Source organism: Ferdinandcohnia jepli (assembly GCF_047246645.1).
In the GTDB taxonomy this organism is placed as follows: Bacteria; Bacillota; Bacilli; order Bacillales; family Bacillaceae_L; genus Ferdinandcohnia.
Genome location: NZ_JBFOKR010000036.1, coordinates 1 through 16,749 on the forward strand (window position 1 = coordinate 1; position 16,749 = coordinate 16,749).

The following is a 16,749-nucleotide window of genomic DNA, read 5'->3' on the forward strand; positions in this document are numbered from 1 at the left end:
AAAGATCCGCTCGACTTGCATGTATTAGGCACGCCGCCAGCGTTCATCCTGAGCCAGGATCAAACTCTCCGAAGAAAAGTATTGATTGCTCAATAGTTTGTTACTTGAATAAACGTTGACGCTTGTATTGTGTTCAGTTTTCAAAGAACTTTTTTCGCCACTTCTCAAAAGCGACTTTATTAATATAACATCATCACAAGTGTAAGTCAACAACTTTTTAAAATATCTTTTGTTGTTTATTCTTACTTCCTTGCGGTGAGTTATTAATATACCATCTGTATATTTTAATGTCAATAAATTATTCCAAAATAATTTCAAACCCAATAAATAATTAATCACCTACAAGCACTTTTCCACTAAATGTTTGAGCAATAGTTCCACATTATAGAGATTTACCGAGCCTTTACCGCCCAGGAAGTACTAACTAAAGATATTAAGGGCAAGCCACAAAAAAACAAATGAAAAGAATCATTTGTTTTATCCTACTATAAATAATTCTATTAGTACAAGCGCTGCTAGACCTGGTAAACCAAGTAACCCGGATACTGTAGAAGTTACAAGATTGATCGGGACATGTAGGTCAAACGATGCACCAAATGCATTTAAGAAAAATAAAAATAAGGCGCCTATTAATACTTTAACAAAAACTTGTCCAACTATACGAATGGGTTTTAATGGGGCGCCTACTAATAGGACGAGGACAATTAATCCACCTAATATCGAGATAACGACCATTGGTTCCAATTGAAATCACTCCTTGTCTATAACTTGTACTATTATTGTATGTGTTTATATTGGATTAAGAACTCACAATGGCCTCATTTAGTGATTATAAAAAATAAACTCCTACTGAAATAATTCTGTAGGAGTTCTGATTACAAATAAACTTTTCGATTTTTAGCTTCCTTTAATAGAAAGAAGTATTTCGTTTCAGCTACTTTTAGTTCATTTAGCACATCATCAGAAGGTTCAACACTTTTTTCGATTAGGTTTTTCTGCCTCATCCATTCTTGCTTTGTTGTCTCCAGTTGACTTAATAGCTTATCGTCGAATTCATTTCGAAGCCAACCCTTCTTTTTAAAAAGCATAAAACTCCTCCTACTATAATTCGCGGCGTCCTTCCAGAGCCTTCGATAAGGTTACTTCATCTGCGTATTCCAAGTCTCCTCCAACAGGTAATCCATGTGCAATTCTTGTGATGCGGATTCCAGTTGGTTTTAATAATCTAGATATGTACATAGCAGTAGCTTCTCCCTCTATATTGGGATTAGTCGCTAAAATTATTTCCTGTACAGTATCATCTTGGAGTCTTTTTAGTAGTTCTGGGATTTTGATATCTTCTGGGCCAATGCCGTCCATTGGAGATATGGCACCATGCAATACATGGTACAGTCCGTTATATTCTTTCATCTTTTCCATTGCAATAACATCTTTTGGATCTTGAAGTACACAAATAATCGTTTTATCTCTACGGTCATCTTCACATATATAACAAGGATCTTTATCTGTTATATGACCACAGTTGGAACAATATGTTAGATTTCTTTTGGCATTCACAAGTGCTTTAGCAAAGTCTAATACTACGTCTTCTTTCATGCTTAATACAAAAAAAGCCAGACGAACGGCTGTCTTAGGACCGATACCTGGCAATTTCATAAAGCTATCGATTAGCTTTGATATTGGTTCAGGATAATGCATATCTGTCTAGTTTCCTTTCCATACTGCAAATATACTTTGGTATATTCACGCCTAGATTTACTCGAATCTCTCGTACGGATATATCTAGGGAGCCTTCCTTACTCAGGCTCCCCTCATACATACTCATATTTCTTACCTTATTTAGAACGGTAAGTTCATTCCTTTAGTAAATTGACCCATTGTTTCATTGGTCATATCTTCTATTTTCTTTAATGCATCATTTGTTGCAGCGAGTACTAGATCTTGAAGCATTTCGATATCTTCAGGGTCTACTACCTCTTCTTTAATAATTACGTCTACAATTTCCTTTTGACCGTTAGCTTTAACTGTTACCATACCGCCGCCAGCAGTACCTTCAACAATTTTTTCTGCTAATTCTTCTTGAGCTTTTGCCATATCCTTTTGCATTTTTTGCATTTGTTTCATCATTTTTTGCATATTACCCATTCCGCCACCACGCATCATGTGTATAGCCTCCTTTAATATCCATATATTTATTCTTTTATTTCAATGAGCTCTGCACCGACGATTTTCATTGCTTCTGCAATTAAAGGGTCTTCTGCTTCCTCAGCCCTTGTATCTTCTTCGCTACGTTGCCCACGTAAAAACTCTTCCCTAATTTTACCCCAATCATCATCTGGAACACCAATCATTTCAAATCGTGTACCAGTTAATGTACTTAATATATTTTCTAGATTTTCACGTACTTCTATGTTTTCTGCGGCCATTTTACAATGAATCTCGTATTTAAACTTTAAAACAAATGCATCCGTGGAGGCCGCAACTGGTTCACTATCAACCAATAAGGCAGCGTGTGATACTTTATTTTGCTTCCTTAATTGCTCAAGCATTTCTCCCCATTTACCTTTAAGTATTTCTAGGTTTTGACGGGTTGCATTTTTTAAAATCTCATTGATTCTTCCTACAGGTGTACGATAATTATTTCTAGATGTTTTTGGGGCACGTTTCTCAGAACTTGCTGTTGGCTCCTGAGGTCTTGCCGCAATTCCTTTTTCTTTTAAAATACGTAATTCTGATTCGAGATGGTTTATTTTATTCAATAACCCTTCGATTTGTGGCAATGCTTCTGCTGATTGTTGTTTAACCATTTGAGTTAATTTAACAATCGCGACCTCTAGAAAGATTCGAGGGTGATTTGTCCACTTCATCTCTTGTTGTGATGAATTCAAAATATCAATTGTTTCATATATTTCATTATTAGAAATGCTTGTTGCAAGTTCTGTAAACTCTTCATCAACCAGTACCCGTTCTAATACCTCTTCAAGTTGAGGAGCAGTTTGATATAAAAGCATATCACGGTAATAGAAAATTAAATCTTCTATAAAACGAACTGGATCTTTACCATGATCCATCATATCATCTAGCGTTTTGAGAGCATTTTGAACATCCCGGTCTCGAATTGCCCTTACCAAATTAGTTAAGAAAGACTGAGAAACAGCACCTGTAATAACTAAAACATCTTCTAGTTTAACCTCATCGTCGCTATAAGAGATAGCTTGATCTAACAGGCTTAATGCATCACGCATACCACCCTCTGCTGCTCTAGCGATAACATACAATGCCTGGTCATCTACATTAACACTTTGTTCCCCAATTATTGTTTTCATTCTTCCAACAATCGCTTGGGTCGTAATTCGTCTGAAATCAAAGCGTTGACATCTCGAAATGATAGTTAACGGAATCTTATGAGGCTCTGTTGTTGCTAAGATGAAGATAACATGTCTTGGAGGCTCTTCTAATGTCTTCAATAATGCATTAAAAGCACCAATAGAAAGCATATGTACTTCGTCAATAATATACACTTTGTAGCGAACTGCACTTGGAGCATACTTTACTTTATCTCTAATATCCCTTATTTCATCAACGCCATTATTAGAAGCAGCATCAATTTCAATTACATCAGAGATTGAGCCATCTGTTATTCCCTTACAAGATGCACATTCATTACAAGGTTCCGAAACAGGTGAACGCTCACAATTGACAGCTTTCGCAAAGATCTTCGCAGCACTTGTTTTTCCAGTACCTCTTGGTCCAGAAAAAAGATAGGCATGCGAAAATTTTTCTTGGAGTAGGGCATTCTGCAAAGTTTTAGTTATATGCTCTTGTCCAACAACATCCTGAAATGTTTGTGGTCTAAAAACACGATATAATGCTTGATATGCCAAGATAATTGCCCCTCCTTTTAGTTGTCCATTTTCTATTATACAGTAAGTAAATATTCAGTACAAAGTGTTTTGGGTAATAACTAAAGCGCAAGCGCCTTGCACAGCCCCGACAAGCGCTGGAACCCCGACGAGGAGGCTGTTGCCGCCGCAGGAGGCTGTTGCCGCCGCAGGAGGCTGTTGCCGCCGCAGGAGGCTGTTGCCGCCGCAGGAGGCTGTTGCCGCCGCAGGAGGGGTGAAGCGACCTCGAGGGGCTAGGCGCTGGAGCTAGAAGTAAATAAACCTTTTTAAAAAGTATAATTACTGTAAATTATAAAGTTTATTAACCATAAAAAAACTCACCCTAAATGAGTGAGTTAATTTATGTAGTATAACTGCCGTGCACCTTCCGTCGAATAGTTACCCCAGGCGTTACTCAAGCAGTTAGCTCGGTCCAGGCAACCCTACGGCACATGGGAGAATCCACTTACTGCTGCTTCCTTCCGGACCTGACAGGGTTCGTGGGTTCCCATTGCGTAGGACCCAGACGTCAACACCACTTACTTGAGGCAGACCCTACAATAACTACCCTCTGTGAAGGGATTCGGCCTCGCTAGAGCGGATTGCGAGTACAGGGCACCGCTACCTCCCCGCTTAGCACGGCAAAATTGATACCAAATTGTTAGGTGTCATCTGAATGACACATCCTTAGTATATATGCTTAGTCCAAAAAAATCAATCAATACCAACTGTAAGATTCTGTAAGTTCCTATTAAACCTTCTGTTTATTGGCTTTTTTACGCTCTCTTATTTTTTTAAAGAAAGAACTAAGCAATGAACTACATTCTTCCTCAAGAACCCCTGCTACAACATCAGTCTGATGATTGAACCGATGTTCTTGTAATAGGTTCATTAATGTACCTGCACAACCGCCTTTTGGATCTGCTGCCCCATAGACTACGCGTTTTACCCTTGATAAGACAATGGCTCCTGCACACATTGGACAAGGTTCAAGTGTTACGTATAGAGTTGCCTCTTCAAGCCTCCATGACCCAATCTTCTTACACGCCTCGTCAATGGCAAGAAGCTCAGCATGAGCAATTGAACGCTGCTCTGTCTCGCGTAAATTATGCGCAGCACCAATTATCTCATCTTCTAACACTATGACAGCACCTATTGGAACCTCATCAAATGCTTCTGCTTTCTTGGCTTCCTCTATTGCTAATCTCATATAATCTTCATCCGTCATAGAAAAACTCCCTTGCTTTACCTAATTAAATCTGTCAACTTATCCTTAATAACGGCACCTACCAGTTGTGTGACTAACACTTACTACCTATAAGTGATTTCACTGAATAAAGTTAAACAAGCAACAAGTTCTTTATCCGCTCATACAGTAGTAATGGTGATACTTAGATTTTAGAATGAGGAGGTAAAACATGCAAATTCATGTTATACAACAAGGGCAATCCCTAACTGGAATTGCTCAAGCGTACAGCACCACTGTCGATGAAATTGTACGGGCAAATCAACTTCCAAACCCTAATAAACTTGTAGTTGGGCAAGCAGTTGTCATTCCAATAGTTGGTCAGTTCTATTGGGTACAACCTGGAGATAGTCTTTGGTCTATTGCCAATAAATTTGGTATTAACTATCAACAACTTGCACAGGTAAACGGTATTCCTGCTACAAGACCACTTCAAGTAGGATTTCGACTTTATATTCCCCAACGTCCAAAAAGAGATGGCGAAATTAATGCATATGTAGAACCTTTAGGAAAAACTGTAACTCCCGCAATTGAAAGAAGTACTCGAGAAGCTGCTCCCTATTTAACGTATCTTGCTCCTTTTAGTTTTCAAATTCAAAGAGATGGAACATTAAAGGAACCTCTGTTAAATAACTTTCCAAGTATTACAAAGTCAAATAATGTAACGTTAATGATGGTAGTTACAAATTTAGAGGGAGGACAATTTAGTGATGAGTTAGGCAGAATTGTCCTAACAAATGAAGATATACAAAATACATTATTAAATACAATTGTCACAACAGCAAAGAAATATGGATTCCGGGACATTCACTTTGATATGGAATACTTACGTCCAGAAGATCGAGAAGCTTATAATGCATTTCTGCGAAAAGCTAAACAGCGTTTCAGTCAAGAAGGTTGGCTTGTGTCCACAGCCCTCGCCCCCAAAACAAGTGCCGGACAAAAAGGCCGCTGGTATGAAGCACATGATTACAAGGCTCATGGGGAAATAGTCGATTTTGTTGTTATTATGACCTATGAGTGGGGCTATAGTGGAGGTCCAGCAATGCCAGTTTCACCAATTGGACCAGTCCGTGAGGTTCTTGAATATGCAATAACTGAAATGCCTTCCAATAAAATTATGATGGGACAAAATTTATATGGATACGATTGGACTCTTCCATTTGTTGAAGGTGGACAATACGCAAAGGCCGTGAGTCCACAACGAGCGATCGAACTTGCAGCGCAATATAATGTTCCTATTCAATACGATACGAAAGCACAGGCACCACACTTTGACTATACAGATTCAGACGGAAAACAACATAAAGTTTGGTTTGAGGATGCAAGAAGTATCCAGGCAAAATTTGATTTAATTAAAGAATTAAATATACGGGGAATAAGCTATTGGAAATTAGGTCTTCCGTTCCCACAAAACTGGCTTCTCATTACCGATAACTTCAATGTAGTAAAAAGATAAATACCTAGAAAGAACTCGATAAAACGGGTTCTTTTTTTGTTTTTTTAGCCATTTAAAAATAGTTATTCATTCCCAATAAGTTTTTTCGACATTACCTAACAATCTTCTTGCTTCCTGTGATAAAATAAAGCTTATCTGTTAATTTTTTGGATGTTAAAGGGGGAAACGAGATGAGCACCAGGATACCTTTTATTACAGTAGAGGGTCCGATTGGAGTTGGTAAAACCTCACTCGCTAAGGCTATATCTGATCGCTTTCAATTTACCTTATTACGTGAAATTGTTGATGAAAATCCTTTTCTAGGTAAATTTTATACAAATATTGAAGAGTGGAGCTTCCAAACGGAGATGTTCTTTCTTTGCAATCGCTATAAACAACTTGAAGATATTAACCAATTTTATTTGGAAAAAAATCTACCTGTTGTGGCAGATTATCATATATTAAAGAATTTAATTTTTGCAGAGAGAACACTCAAACAAAATCAATTTCAGAAGTATCTTCGAATTTACGATATTTTAACAGAGGATATGCCTGTACCGAATGTGGTTATCTATTTACATGCGAGTCTCGATACATTATTAGATCGAATTAATATGCGTGGGCGAGATATAGAGAAAAATATAGACCCAGCATATCTAAGCCAATTAAGTTTTGATTATGAACAGTCGATGTCGCAATTTGAAAAGTCATACCCAGACATTCCTGTTATTCGTTTTAACGGAGATGAACTTGACTTCGTACAAAATCAACATGATCTCGAATATATGCTAAAGAAAATAGAAGATACTATTCTTGAAAAAGGAGTTACGTACAATGAACTTGCGAAATAAATATGATATACCTAGCAACTCCGTTATTACAATTGCTGGAACTGTTGGGGTTGGGAAATCAACGATGACAAAAGCATTAGCGAATGCACTAGGGTTTAGAACTTCTTTTGAAAAGGTAGATACTAACCCATATCTAGATAGTTTTTACGCTGATTTCAAAAGATGGAGCTTCCACTTACAAATCTACTTCCTTGCTGAGCGTTTTAAAGAGCAAAAGAAGATTTTTGAATATGGTGGAGGGTTCATTCAAGACCGATCTATTTATGAAGACACAGGGATCTTTGCAAAAATGCATTATGAAAAAGGTACAATGGCACCGGTAGACTATGAAACGTATACAAACCTTTTTGATGCTATGGTAATGACACCTTATTTCCCACATCCTAACCTACTTATATACCTTGAAGGTAGCTTAGAAGACATCATAAGCCGTATCCAAGAACGTGGTAGACCAATGGAACAGCAAACTCCAATCTCATACTGGGAAGAAATGCATGAGCGCTATGAAAAATGGATTAATAATTTTAATGCTTGTCCTGTACTTCGATTAAATATTAATGATTATGATATTGTTGAAAATGAACAGTCAATTGAGCCTGTTATCGAGAAAATCTCACATTTTCTACGTCAAACTGAACTATTAAAAAGCTAAGCAAAAACCCTTTAAGTATTGGACTTAAAGGGTTTTTTATTTTGTTTGAACTTCTTTTTCAACCTTAACAATCCAGTTATAAAACACAAGCAAGATCAAAAACAATATCGGGTCTATGACTGCTGCATGCCAAATTGTCCACCAGCCGTAATAAAAATACCCCCAAGGTTCAGGCAATAGCGTAATCATCTCGTACATTAGTATTCCAACTGTCCATAGTCCTACATAAATGAATTTCTTTAAAAACTTCCCTTTAAATGGATACCAATTTAAAAATAACATATTTACAGGAGGTAAAAGTACAGTATGTGCAATTAACCCTTGCCAATCGGGATCCTTTGAGAAATACCAATACCCATGTAACTTAAATTCGACAAATATATCAAATATTGTTTGAAACGCAATTGTAAAAAACCAAATATGTATCGTTTGATTTTTCGTAAACCTTTTTGTACGCGTAAATGCTAAGAAATTAAAAATAAATACAGCCAGTAATAAACCAATCATCAGACAATTCCTTTTTACTTTTTAACTTACCCGACGGTTGATGAAACATACAATTGGCTTTATAAAAAAGTAAAAAACTCGCTACCTAAGTAGCGAGTTTATCTCCAATATTTTATGCGCAATATTTGAATTATGGCGGAGGAAGAGGGATTCGAACCCCCGCGGGCTTTAACACCCCTGTCGGTTTTCAAGACCGATCCCTTCAGCCGGACTTGGGTATTCCTCCGTATCGACAAGGATTAATATATCATAAATCAAAAACCAATGTCAACACTATCTGTAATTTTTTTTGGCCAAGACTAGTGGAAAATCTTGGCCATAAAGAATTACTTAGGACTAATAACTTCCTTGTTACCCATATAAGGACGTAAAACTTCTGGAATAACAACTGAACCATCTTCTAGCTGATAATTTTCTAAGATGGCTGCCACTGTGCGCCCGATTGCCAGTCCAGACCCATTTAACGTATGAACATGTTCTGGTTTAGCATCTCTATCTCGGCGGAAACGGATATTTGCTCGACGTGCCTGAAATGCCTCAAAATTACTACAAGAAGAAATTTCTCTGTAAGTCCCGTAGCTTGGAATCCAAACCTCAATGTCATATTTCTTAGCAGCAGTAAATCCTAGGTCTGCGCTACACATGCTTAATACACGATATGGTAAATTCAATAATTGAAGTACCTTCTCTGCGTTTCCAGTCAGTTTTTCAAGCTCTGCATATGAATCTTCAGGTTTTACAAATTTCACTAACTCTACTTTATTAAATTGATGCTGACGAATTAATCCCCTGGTGTCACGTCCAGCAGAACCCGCTTCTGAACGGAAACAAGCACTGAACGCTGCATAATTGATAGGTAGTTCCTCAGCAGATAGTATCTCATCTCTGTGGAGGTTTGTTACTGGTACTTCAGCTGTCGGAATTAAGAAGTAATCTTCACTTTCAATTCGGAAAGCATCTTCTTCAAACTTTGGTAACTGTCCAGTACCTGTCATACTTGCACGATTAACCATATATGGAGGCAGGATCTCCTCATAGCCATGTTCATCAACATGTAGATCAAGCATGAAGTTAAATAATGCCCTTTCTAATCGGGCACCTAACCCTTTGTAAAATACAAATCGGCTACCTGTTACTTTACCAGCTCTTTCAAAATCCAATATATTTAACTGATCAGCAACATCCCAATGCGGTTTAGGTTCAAAGGTAAAATTGGGTAGTTCTCCCCATTTTCTCACTTCTACGTTATCATCCTCAGACTCACCAATCGGAACACTTTCATGAGGGATATTTGGAATAGACAATAATAAGTTTTCTAATACTTCTTCAACACCCTTTAGCTCATTATCCAATTCCTTTATTTGATCTCCGACTTGACGCATTTCAAGTATTAAATGGTCAGCGTCTTTTTTCTCTCTTTTTAAAATTGCAATTTCACCAGACACTTCATTTCTTCTGCTTTTTAAAACTTCTGATTTAGCAATGAGATCACGACGCTGGCGATCTAATTCCTCAAATCTCCCTAGATCCGTTAAATCCTCTCCACGATGCTGTAGTCTTTCCTTTACATCAGCAAAATTACTACGTAAATACTTAATATCCAACATGTTAAATTCCTCCTAAAAGTAGTATGTAAAAATAAATCAATAGCATGACAAGAAATGTACGTTTTATTACAGTAAAAATATAAAAAACTCCCGTCCCCTAAAAAAGGGACGAGAGTTACCCGCGTTACCACCCTAGTTGAAGATGCAATAAGCACCTTCCTCTTGAAAAAGATAACGGATTTACCGAAAATACCTACTGAATAAATTTCAGTATTTTACTCAAGGATGGATTCACAAGCTTTTTACATCGGTTCACACCAGCCACCGACTCTCTTAAGAAAAAACGCAAGCTACTATTTCCTGTCATAGATTTACTTATATTCATAATTAGTACTCATAATTTACTATAAGTTTTACCATGTTGCAAGTCTTTATGCAAGGTTTTTCATTTTTGCCTCTTCTACCATTTTAACAAAATAACCAGTAAAGCGGTGATCATCTGTTAACTCAGGATGGAATGAGCATCCTAAAAATTGTCCTTCACGAGCTGCAACGATACGTCCATTATGTTTAGCCAAAACTTCAACATTTTCCCCAGCCTCTACAATATGTGGAGCACGGATGAACACACCGACAAAGTCCTCTGCAATACCTGGTATAAGTAGCTCCGCTTCAAAGCTTTCACGTTGGCGGCCAAAGGAGTTCCTCTCAACAGTCACATCCATTAGACCTAAATGTGGCTCATCATAGTCGACAATATGTTTGGCTAGGAGAATTAATCCTGCACATGTACCAAATACCGGTTTTCCTTGCTCTGCAAAACTTCGTAATGGCCCCATAAAAGAATATTTATCGATTAAGCGGCGCATTGTTGTACTTTCACCACCTGGTATAATCAAACCATCAATTTCGTCTAATTGCTCAGGTTTTTTAACGATAACTGCTTCTGCATTTGAAGCCTCAATAGACCTTACATGTTCTCTAACAGCACCTTGAAGACCTAGTACACCAATTTTAACCATAACAAACACCCTCTACCTTACCAGCCTCTTTCTTGCATACGTTGCTCTGGTAACAATGATGAAATTTCTATACCTTTCATAGCACTTCCTAAGCCTTTAGAAAGCTTTGCAATTAATTCATAATCTTCATAATGAGTAGTTGCTTCAACAATTGCACGTGCAAATTTAGCAGGGTTGTCAGATTTGAAAATACCTGACCCTACAAATACTCCGTCAGCTCCAAGTTGCATCATTAAAGCTGCATCGGCTGGAGTTGCAACACCACCTGCAGCAAAGTTTACAACAGGCAAACGTCCCTCTCTTTTTATTTGAAGTAATAGTTCAAATGGCGCCCCTAAATTTTTTGCTTCCGTCATTAGTTCGTCTTCGCTCATACTAACAACCTTACGAATTTGGGCATTCACTTTTCTCATATGTCTAACCGCTTCAACAATATTACCTGTTCCAGGCTCACCCTTTGTACGCAGCATAGATGCTCCTTCTGCAATACGGCGTGTTGCCTCTCCAAGGTCACGGCAACCACAAACAAATGGAACTGTAAAATCACGCTTATTTAAATGGAATTCCTCATCAGCTGGTGTTAAAACTTCACTCTCGTCAATATAATCAACACCTAATGCTTCTAATACTCTTGCTTCAACGATATGACCAATTCGAGCTTTAGCCATAACGGGAATTGTAACTGCCTTCATTACTTCCTCAACGATTGTTGGATCTGCCATACGAGCAACACCGCCCGCTGCACGAATATCAGCAGGAACACGCTCTAATGCCATTACTGCAACAGCGCCAGCTTCTTCCGCAATTCTTGCTTGCTCTGCATTGACTACGTCCATAATAACGCCGCCCTTTTGCATTTCAGCCATTCCTCGTTTAACACGTTCAGTACCTGTGTTTGCCATTACAATTCCTCCTATGTATACCTTTATTATAGGCTCTATCATATCATATTTTTTACTTTATGATAACGAAAGCCACAACGATAGCTATACTTTATGTATTAACTATTTTTAAAATACTAAAATATTATTGACTAACTATTATTTTATCGTATTTTGTATAGAAATCCTACTATTTTTACCTTGTTAATAGGTCTTAAAAGTCAGAATAGCTGACCAACTACGAAAAAACCCCCTTCATATTTGAAGGGAGTTTATTATTAGAACCAGCCTTTAACTGTATCTGCTACGCTAGACCAAATATCTCCGAAGAATCCGCCAATTCCTCGCATCATTAATACAAACCAGTTTGTTTTTTCCACGGCAGATTTAGTTACTACATCTGTCATGATTGACTTGTTATCAGTAATAAATCCTAGATCTTCCTCACCTTTTGATGAAATAGTTATATAACCAACCTTTTCACCTTTTTTAAATGGTGCAGTTAACTGTTTGTCTTTTGAAACGACTTTCTCATCATAAACGTATGATGCTTTATATGCGTCTTTCTTTTCACCTTTTTTAACTAACATAGTAATCGGTGCATTCGTAGCAATCTCTACTTCTTTTTCTTTTCCTTTGACAACTTCTAAAGTCTTATTCCCTTTTAACTGGTACCCTTTAGGGAATAGCTCTACTTGCTCAAAGTTATTAAAACCATAGTCTAATAGTTTTCTAGTTTCCTTGAAACGTTCTGGTTCACTTGCAGTATTCATAACCACTGAAATCAATCTCATACCATTACGTTCCGCAGTACCGGTAAAGCAATAACCCGCTTCTGGTGTCATTCCTGTTTTTAAACCATCTAATCCTTCATAGTAATATGGTACATAGTTTGGAGATTCAGCTGGATCATGCTTTAGCATCCAGTTCCAGTTATTTAGTTTTTCACCATAGAAATTAATTTGTGGAATACTTGAAATATCTAAAACTTCCGGATAGTCACGAATAAGTGAGTACGCTAGTAGCGCAACAGACTCAGCAGATAACATATTATCTCCATCTGGGCTAGTTCCTTCTGGATAGTTTTCACCTAGCATTTCATTAGAAAGTCCTGAACTATTTACAAACTCATAATTCGGCAAACCTAATTCTGCTGCTTTTTCGTTCATCATCTTAACAAAGTTACCTTCACTTCCTGCTAGTAACTCTGCAAGTGTGATAGTAGTAGCATTATCAGAGTAAATTGCCATTGCTTCATATAATTCTCTTACAGAGTAGTCATGATTTAATCGTAGTCCTACTCCTGAAAAATTATTATTTGCAGATATCCCATATGCATAATCACTAATCTGGGTTTTTTGCTCCCAAGATAGGCGTCCTTCATCAATTGCTTCAAGCACAAGGTATTCTGTCATCATTTTTGTCATACTTGCAATTGGTGCTGCAAGATCTGCATTTTTCTCAAAAAGAATCTTACCAGTGGCAGCATCAATTAAAATGGCACTTCCAGCATTTATATCAAGAGCACTAGACTCTGCTTTTACAATATTAACTTGATTAACAAATAACGATAGTAAAAAAACGGCTATAAAACTAACAATCAATCTTTTTTGTGTTTGTTTTTTCACGTCATAAACCTCCAATTCGTAATACACACAAAAACCATTTTAACATAACATCCAATAAAAAAATAGATAGAGTACATGACTCTATCTACCACTTTATAAAAATCCTACCAATGGTTTATTTTTACTTTATAGGGTGGAATAATTTGGTGATTCTTTTGTAATTTGAACATCATGCGGGTGACTTTCACGTAATCCTGCACCTGTCATTCTTATGAATTGTGAGTTTTCTCTTAACTCATTTAAATCCTTTGTACCACAATACCCCATACCCGAACGAATTCCACCAACTAACTGATAAATTGTATCTGTAAGTGGTCCTTTGTATGGAAGGCGTCCTTCAATACCCTCTGGTACAAACTTTTTATTATCTTCTTGGAAGTAGCGGTCTTTACTTCCTTTTTCCATAGCCCCAACAGAACCCATTCCACGATATACCTTAAATCGGCGTCCTTGGAATATCTCGGTTTCTCCCGGGCTTTCAGAGACACCTGCTAATAAGCTACCGAGCATAACAGCATGACCACCAGAAGCCAATGCTTTCACGATATCTCCTGAGTATTTTATACCACCATCCGCTATAATTGATACCCCGTGCTTTCTTGCTTCTGTTGCACAGTCATAGATGGCCGTAATTTGTGGTACACCTACACCCGCAACAACACGTGTGGTACAAATTGATCCAGGTCCAATCCCTACTTTTACAACACTAGCACCAGCTTCAATTAAATCGCGTGTAGCTTCTGCTGTTGCAACATTTCCAGCTATTATATTTAAGTTTGGATATTGTTCTCGAATGGCACGTACAGTCTCCAACACGCCAGCAGAGTGCCCGTGTGCGGTATCGACTACAATTGCATCAACATCTGCTTCAACAAGCTTAGCAATACGTAGCATTGTATCTTTTGTTACGCCTACAGCAGCTCCTACTAATAAGCGTCCACGTACATCTTTTGCAGAATGAGGGAATTCAATTACTTTTTCAATATCCTTAATTGTAATTAACCCTTTTAAAACTCCTTCATCATCGACTAGAGGCAGCTTTTCAATTTTATGTTGTTGTAAAATCTTTTCAGCTTGATCGAGAGTCGTTCCCACTGGGGCAGTTACTAAGTTTTCCTTGGTCATTACATCTGAAATTTGAATGGAGTAATCTTGTATAAAACGAAGGTCACGGTTGGTTAAAATTCCCACTAATTTCTGTTCTTCAGAATTATTAACAATCGGAACACCTGATATACGGTATTTTCCCATTAAGTGTTCTGCATCAAATACTTGATGGTTAGGAGTTAAATAAAACGGGTTTGTAATAACGCCACTTTCAGAGCGTTTTACTTTATCTACTTGCTCAGCCTGCTGTTCGATCGACATATTCTTATGAATGACACCAAGGCCCCCTTGGCGAGCCATTGCAATTGCCATTTCAGCCTCTGTTACTGTATCCATTCCAGCACTGATAATAGGGATATTTAACTTAAGCGTTTCTGTTAGAGCTACAGATAAATTTACATCCTTCGGTAATACTTCCGACTTCGCTGGTACTAATAAAACATCATCAAAAGTTAGTCCTTCTTTAGCAAACTTCGTTTCCCACATGTAATATTTCCCCCTTCGATTGCAAAATATTATTAGTAGATTAACAACTGGGCAAAATACTGTCAAGAAAGGTTTGATATGTTTAATAATTCAGATTTTTGGCCTTTTATTTATGTCTATATTATTGGAGGGTTATGTTTTGTTAGATTATCGTTTTATTTGGCAATCATTCAATGCACTTCATGCTGCAAATACTACTCAACAACTTCTATACAAGTGCTATAAAAAAGCATCGGTTCCTGATGCTGAAAAGAAAAGTTATGAAAACTGTTATCCATTTATCTATTATTTAGAGCATGGCCAAAATTACTTTCAGCTTTCAGAGAAGGCGCCGTTATCCATTAAACCAGTTTTATTGTTCTATGGAATGGTTCAACTTTTAAAGGCATGTTTACTTACAGTCGACCCCCAGTATCCTGAATCAACATCCGTACTTGCTCATGGGGTATCCACTAGGAAAAGAAAGAAACAAAGCTATGAGTTTTTCCATGACGAAGTTAAAGTCCAAAAAAATGGACTGTTTACTCATTTCTCTGAACGTATGTTTCAAGTAAAACATATGGAAGGTGAAAAATTTACAATGGAAGACCTTTTTAAAAGAATACCTGAATTACATAATTTATTTAAATTACACTTTCAACAAAAATTATATATACAAACACCACTTAATACAGATAACACGTTAGTGATTCCAACTGAGATCTTAGACGAATATCATATGACATCCAGACGGTTTGTCGATTATATAATAACCACGTTCCCATATGAAACAATGCCTACTACTGGATTGGAGAATCAACTAGAAAGCCAACCAATTACTTTGCATATAAAAGATCAATCTCATAACTTTCCCCTCTCATGCTCACCACTCTTATTTCATATATATGAAAATGGCTACTATCTACCAAGAGAGCGTGAGTTACTAACTTTTTTTCCAGAGGTAATGGTGCATTACTTATTGCTATATAACTTGAGTATGATCTCTCGATACGAAACTGAATGGTGGAGTGAACTTCTCCATTCCTATTCTAGCAATGATTATCCATTTATAAGACAGTTCCTATCAATAACTGCTGATAAGGTACCCTATTTACTCTACTTGTTTTTGAAAGAGAAGATAGATGAGGGATGAGTCGTTTGGTTTTGGGCTTATTGAAGTGGATTTAGTGGCATTTGTATATGGATATGATTGTAAAAGAGAGGGTTATCTAAATTAGATTCCAGCTATATTCTTTACTAGTTATGCAAATTGATTTGCTTTTGGTAAGTGCTAGGAAGATTCTTTTATTTGTTGTTACCTTTAGGTTTCTGAGGAAAAGTAGCTGTTTATTTTGGGTTTCTTGGTGGTTTTTTCGTATTTTTAGCTGGATATGGGGCTTGTTTGTTGGATAATGGCTTGTAATCTTCTTAGGTATAGTAGTTATGGTTTTTAATTTGGATTTACGATTTTTAATTTGGATTTATGATTTTTAATTGAAATTTACGGTTTTTAATTCGGATTTA

Annotated in this window: 16 protein-coding genes, 1 tRNA gene, 1 rRNA gene, 1 other RNA gene and 1 other annotated feature; of the genes, 4 read left to right on the forward strand and 15 right to left on the reverse strand. The window is 37.1% G+C overall.

Annotated features, from left to right (window positions below; all coding sequences use genetic code 11):
* The 8 genes from AB3M96_RS23115 to tadA all read right to left on the reverse strand — a co-directional run.
* Positions 1-75, reverse strand: a 16S ribosomal RNA gene (locus AB3M96_RS23115); the annotation flags it as partial.
* A gap of 402 nt (positions 76-477) precedes the next feature.
* A complete protein-coding gene (locus tag AB3M96_RS23120; protein WP_412969973.1) occupies positions 478-744 on the reverse strand; it encodes a pro-sigmaK processing inhibitor BofA family protein in 267 nt (88 codons plus the stop codon).
* Between the two features lie 131 nt (positions 745-875).
* Entirely contained in the window at positions 876-1,088 is a 213-nt protein-coding gene (locus tag AB3M96_RS23125; protein WP_412969974.1) for a YaaL family protein, read from the reverse strand.
* A gap of 13 nt (positions 1,089-1,101) precedes the next feature.
* Positions 1,102-1,698, reverse strand: coding sequence for a recombination mediator RecR (gene recR / locus AB3M96_RS23130; protein ID WP_412969975.1), 597 nt, complete (start codon positions 1,696-1,698; stop codon positions 1,102-1,104).
* A 141-nt stretch (positions 1,699-1,839) separates the two neighbouring features.
* Positions 1,840-2,160 carry a YbaB/EbfC family nucleoid-associated protein gene (locus tag AB3M96_RS23135; RefSeq protein WP_412969988.1) on the reverse strand — a complete coding sequence of 107 codons (321 nt, stop codon included), beginning with the start codon at positions 2,158-2,160 and terminating at the stop codon, positions 1,840-1,842.
* 32 nt (positions 2,161-2,192) lie between these two features.
* Entirely contained in the window at positions 2,193-3,884 is a 1,692-nt protein-coding gene (gene dnaX, locus AB3M96_RS23140; RefSeq protein ID WP_412969976.1) for a DNA polymerase III subunit gamma/tau, read from the reverse strand.
* A 374-nt stretch (positions 3,885-4,258) separates the two neighbouring features.
* An RNA gene (ffs, locus tag AB3M96_RS23145) (signal recognition particle sRNA large type) lies at positions 4,259-4,523 on the reverse strand.
* A gap of 109 nt (positions 4,524-4,632) precedes the next feature.
* A complete protein-coding gene (gene tadA / locus AB3M96_RS23150) occupies positions 4,633-5,109 on the reverse strand; it encodes a tRNA adenosine(34) deaminase TadA (protein WP_412969977.1) in 477 nt (158 codons plus the stop codon).
* A gap of 190 nt (positions 5,110-5,299) precedes the next feature.
* Between tadA and AB3M96_RS23155 the strand changes: the two genes are divergently transcribed.
* The 3 genes from AB3M96_RS23155 to AB3M96_RS23165 all read left to right on the forward strand — a co-directional run bounded on the left by AB3M96_RS23155 (position 5,300) and on the right by AB3M96_RS23165 (position 8,068).
* Positions 5,300-6,586 carry a LysM peptidoglycan-binding domain-containing protein gene (locus AB3M96_RS23155; protein ID WP_412969978.1) on the forward strand — a complete coding sequence of 429 codons (1,287 nt, stop codon included), beginning with the start codon at positions 5,300-5,302 and terminating at the stop codon, positions 6,584-6,586.
* 170 nt (positions 6,587-6,756) lie between these two features.
* On the forward strand, positions 6,757-7,416 hold the full coding sequence (locus tag AB3M96_RS23160; protein ID WP_412969979.1) for a deoxynucleoside kinase: 660 nt from the start codon (positions 6,757-6,759) through the stop codon (positions 7,414-7,416).
* Positions 7,400-8,068 (forward strand): deoxynucleoside kinase, encoded by a 669-nt coding sequence (locus AB3M96_RS23165; protein WP_412969980.1) that lies wholly within the window; start codon positions 7,400-7,402, stop codon positions 8,066-8,068. Before AB3M96_RS23160 ends, AB3M96_RS23165 begins: the two co-directional genes overlap by 17 nt.
* Before the next feature lie 36 nt (positions 8,069-8,104).
* Here AB3M96_RS23165 and AB3M96_RS23170 read toward each other — a convergent pair whose 3' ends face one another.
* The 7 genes from AB3M96_RS23170 to guaB form a co-directional block, all read right to left on the reverse strand.
* On the reverse strand, positions 8,105-8,575 hold the full coding sequence (locus AB3M96_RS23170) for a hypothetical protein (RefSeq protein ID WP_412969981.1): 471 nt from the start codon (positions 8,573-8,575) through the stop codon (positions 8,105-8,107).
* Positions 8,576-8,708: 133 nt separating this feature from the next.
* Positions 8,709-8,801 (reverse strand) — tRNA-Ser (locus tag AB3M96_RS23175).
* Positions 8,802-8,901: 100 nt separating this feature from the next.
* Complete coding sequence (gene serS / locus AB3M96_RS23180) at positions 8,902-10,182, reverse strand: serine--tRNA ligase (RefSeq protein ID WP_412969982.1); 1,281 nt, start codon at positions 10,180-10,182, stop codon at positions 8,902-8,904.
* Positions 10,183-10,283: 101 nt separating this feature from the next.
* Positions 10,284-10,498 (reverse strand) — a binding site (T-box leader).
* Positions 10,499-10,553: 55 nt separating this feature from the next.
* A complete protein-coding gene (pdxT, locus tag AB3M96_RS23185) occupies positions 10,554-11,144 on the reverse strand; it encodes a pyridoxal 5'-phosphate synthase glutaminase subunit PdxT (RefSeq protein WP_412969983.1) in 591 nt (196 codons plus the stop codon).
* Positions 11,145-11,161: 17 nt separating this feature from the next.
* Entirely contained in the window at positions 11,162-12,046 is an 885-nt protein-coding gene (gene pdxS / locus AB3M96_RS23190) for a pyridoxal 5'-phosphate synthase lyase subunit PdxS (protein ID WP_412969984.1), read from the reverse strand.
* 257 nt (positions 12,047-12,303) lie between these two features.
* Positions 12,304-13,653, reverse strand: coding sequence for a D-alanyl-D-alanine carboxypeptidase family protein (locus tag AB3M96_RS23195; RefSeq protein ID WP_412969985.1), 1,350 nt, complete (start codon positions 13,651-13,653; stop codon positions 12,304-12,306).
* A 126-nt stretch (positions 13,654-13,779) separates the two neighbouring features.
* On the reverse strand, positions 13,780-15,246 hold the full coding sequence (gene guaB / locus AB3M96_RS23200) for an IMP dehydrogenase (RefSeq protein ID WP_412969986.1): 1,467 nt from the start codon (positions 15,244-15,246) through the stop codon (positions 13,780-13,782).
* Between the two features lie 139 nt (positions 15,247-15,385).
* Between guaB and AB3M96_RS23205 the strand changes: the two genes are divergently transcribed.
* On the forward strand, positions 15,386-16,378 hold the full coding sequence (locus AB3M96_RS23205) for a YaaC family protein (protein WP_412969987.1): 993 nt from the start codon (positions 15,386-15,388) through the stop codon (positions 16,376-16,378).
* Positions 16,379-16,749 lie beyond the last annotated feature (371 nt).

Bases quoted from the DNA above. Each gene is read 5' to 3' on its own strand.
- AB3M96_RS23170 (WP_412969981.1), bottom strand. From the start codon at position 8,575: ATGATTGGTTTATTACTGGCTGTATTTATTTTTAATTTCTTAGCATTT.
- AB3M96_RS23135 (WP_412969988.1), bottom strand. From the start codon at position 2,160: ATGCGTGGTGGCGGAATGGGTAATATGCAAAAAATGATGAAACAAATG.
- AB3M96_RS23160 (WP_412969979.1), top strand. From the start codon at position 6,757: ATGAGCACCAGGATACCTTTTATTACAGTAGAGGGTCCGATTGGAGTT.
- pdxT (WP_412969983.1), bottom strand. From the start codon at position 11,144: ATGGTTAAAATTGGTGTACTAGGTCTTCAAGGTGCTGTTAGAGAACAT.
- pdxS (WP_412969984.1), bottom strand. From the start codon at position 12,046: ATGGCAAACACAGGTACTGAACGTGTTAAACGAGGAATGGCTGAAATG.
- AB3M96_RS23165 (WP_412969980.1), top strand. From the start codon at position 7,400: ATGAACTTGCGAAATAAATATGATATACCTAGCAACTCCGTTATTACA.
- tadA (WP_412969977.1), bottom strand. From the start codon at position 5,109: ATGACGGATGAAGATTATATGAGATTAGCAATAGAGGAAGCCAAGAAA.
- AB3M96_RS23155 (WP_412969978.1), top strand. From the start codon at position 5,300: ATGCAAATTCATGTTATACAACAAGGGCAATCCCTAACTGGAATTGCT.
- AB3M96_RS23125 (WP_412969974.1), bottom strand. From the start codon at position 1,088: ATGCTTTTTAAAAAGAAGGGTTGGCTTCGAAATGAATTCGACGATAAG.
- guaB (WP_412969986.1), bottom strand. From the start codon at position 15,246: ATGTGGGAAACGAAGTTTGCTAAAGAAGGACTAACTTTTGATGATGTT.
- serS (WP_412969982.1), bottom strand. From the start codon at position 10,182: ATGTTGGATATTAAGTATTTACGTAGTAATTTTGCTGATGTAAAGGAA.
- recR (WP_412969975.1), bottom strand. From the start codon at position 1,698: ATGCATTATCCTGAACCAATATCAAAGCTAATCGATAGCTTTATGAAA.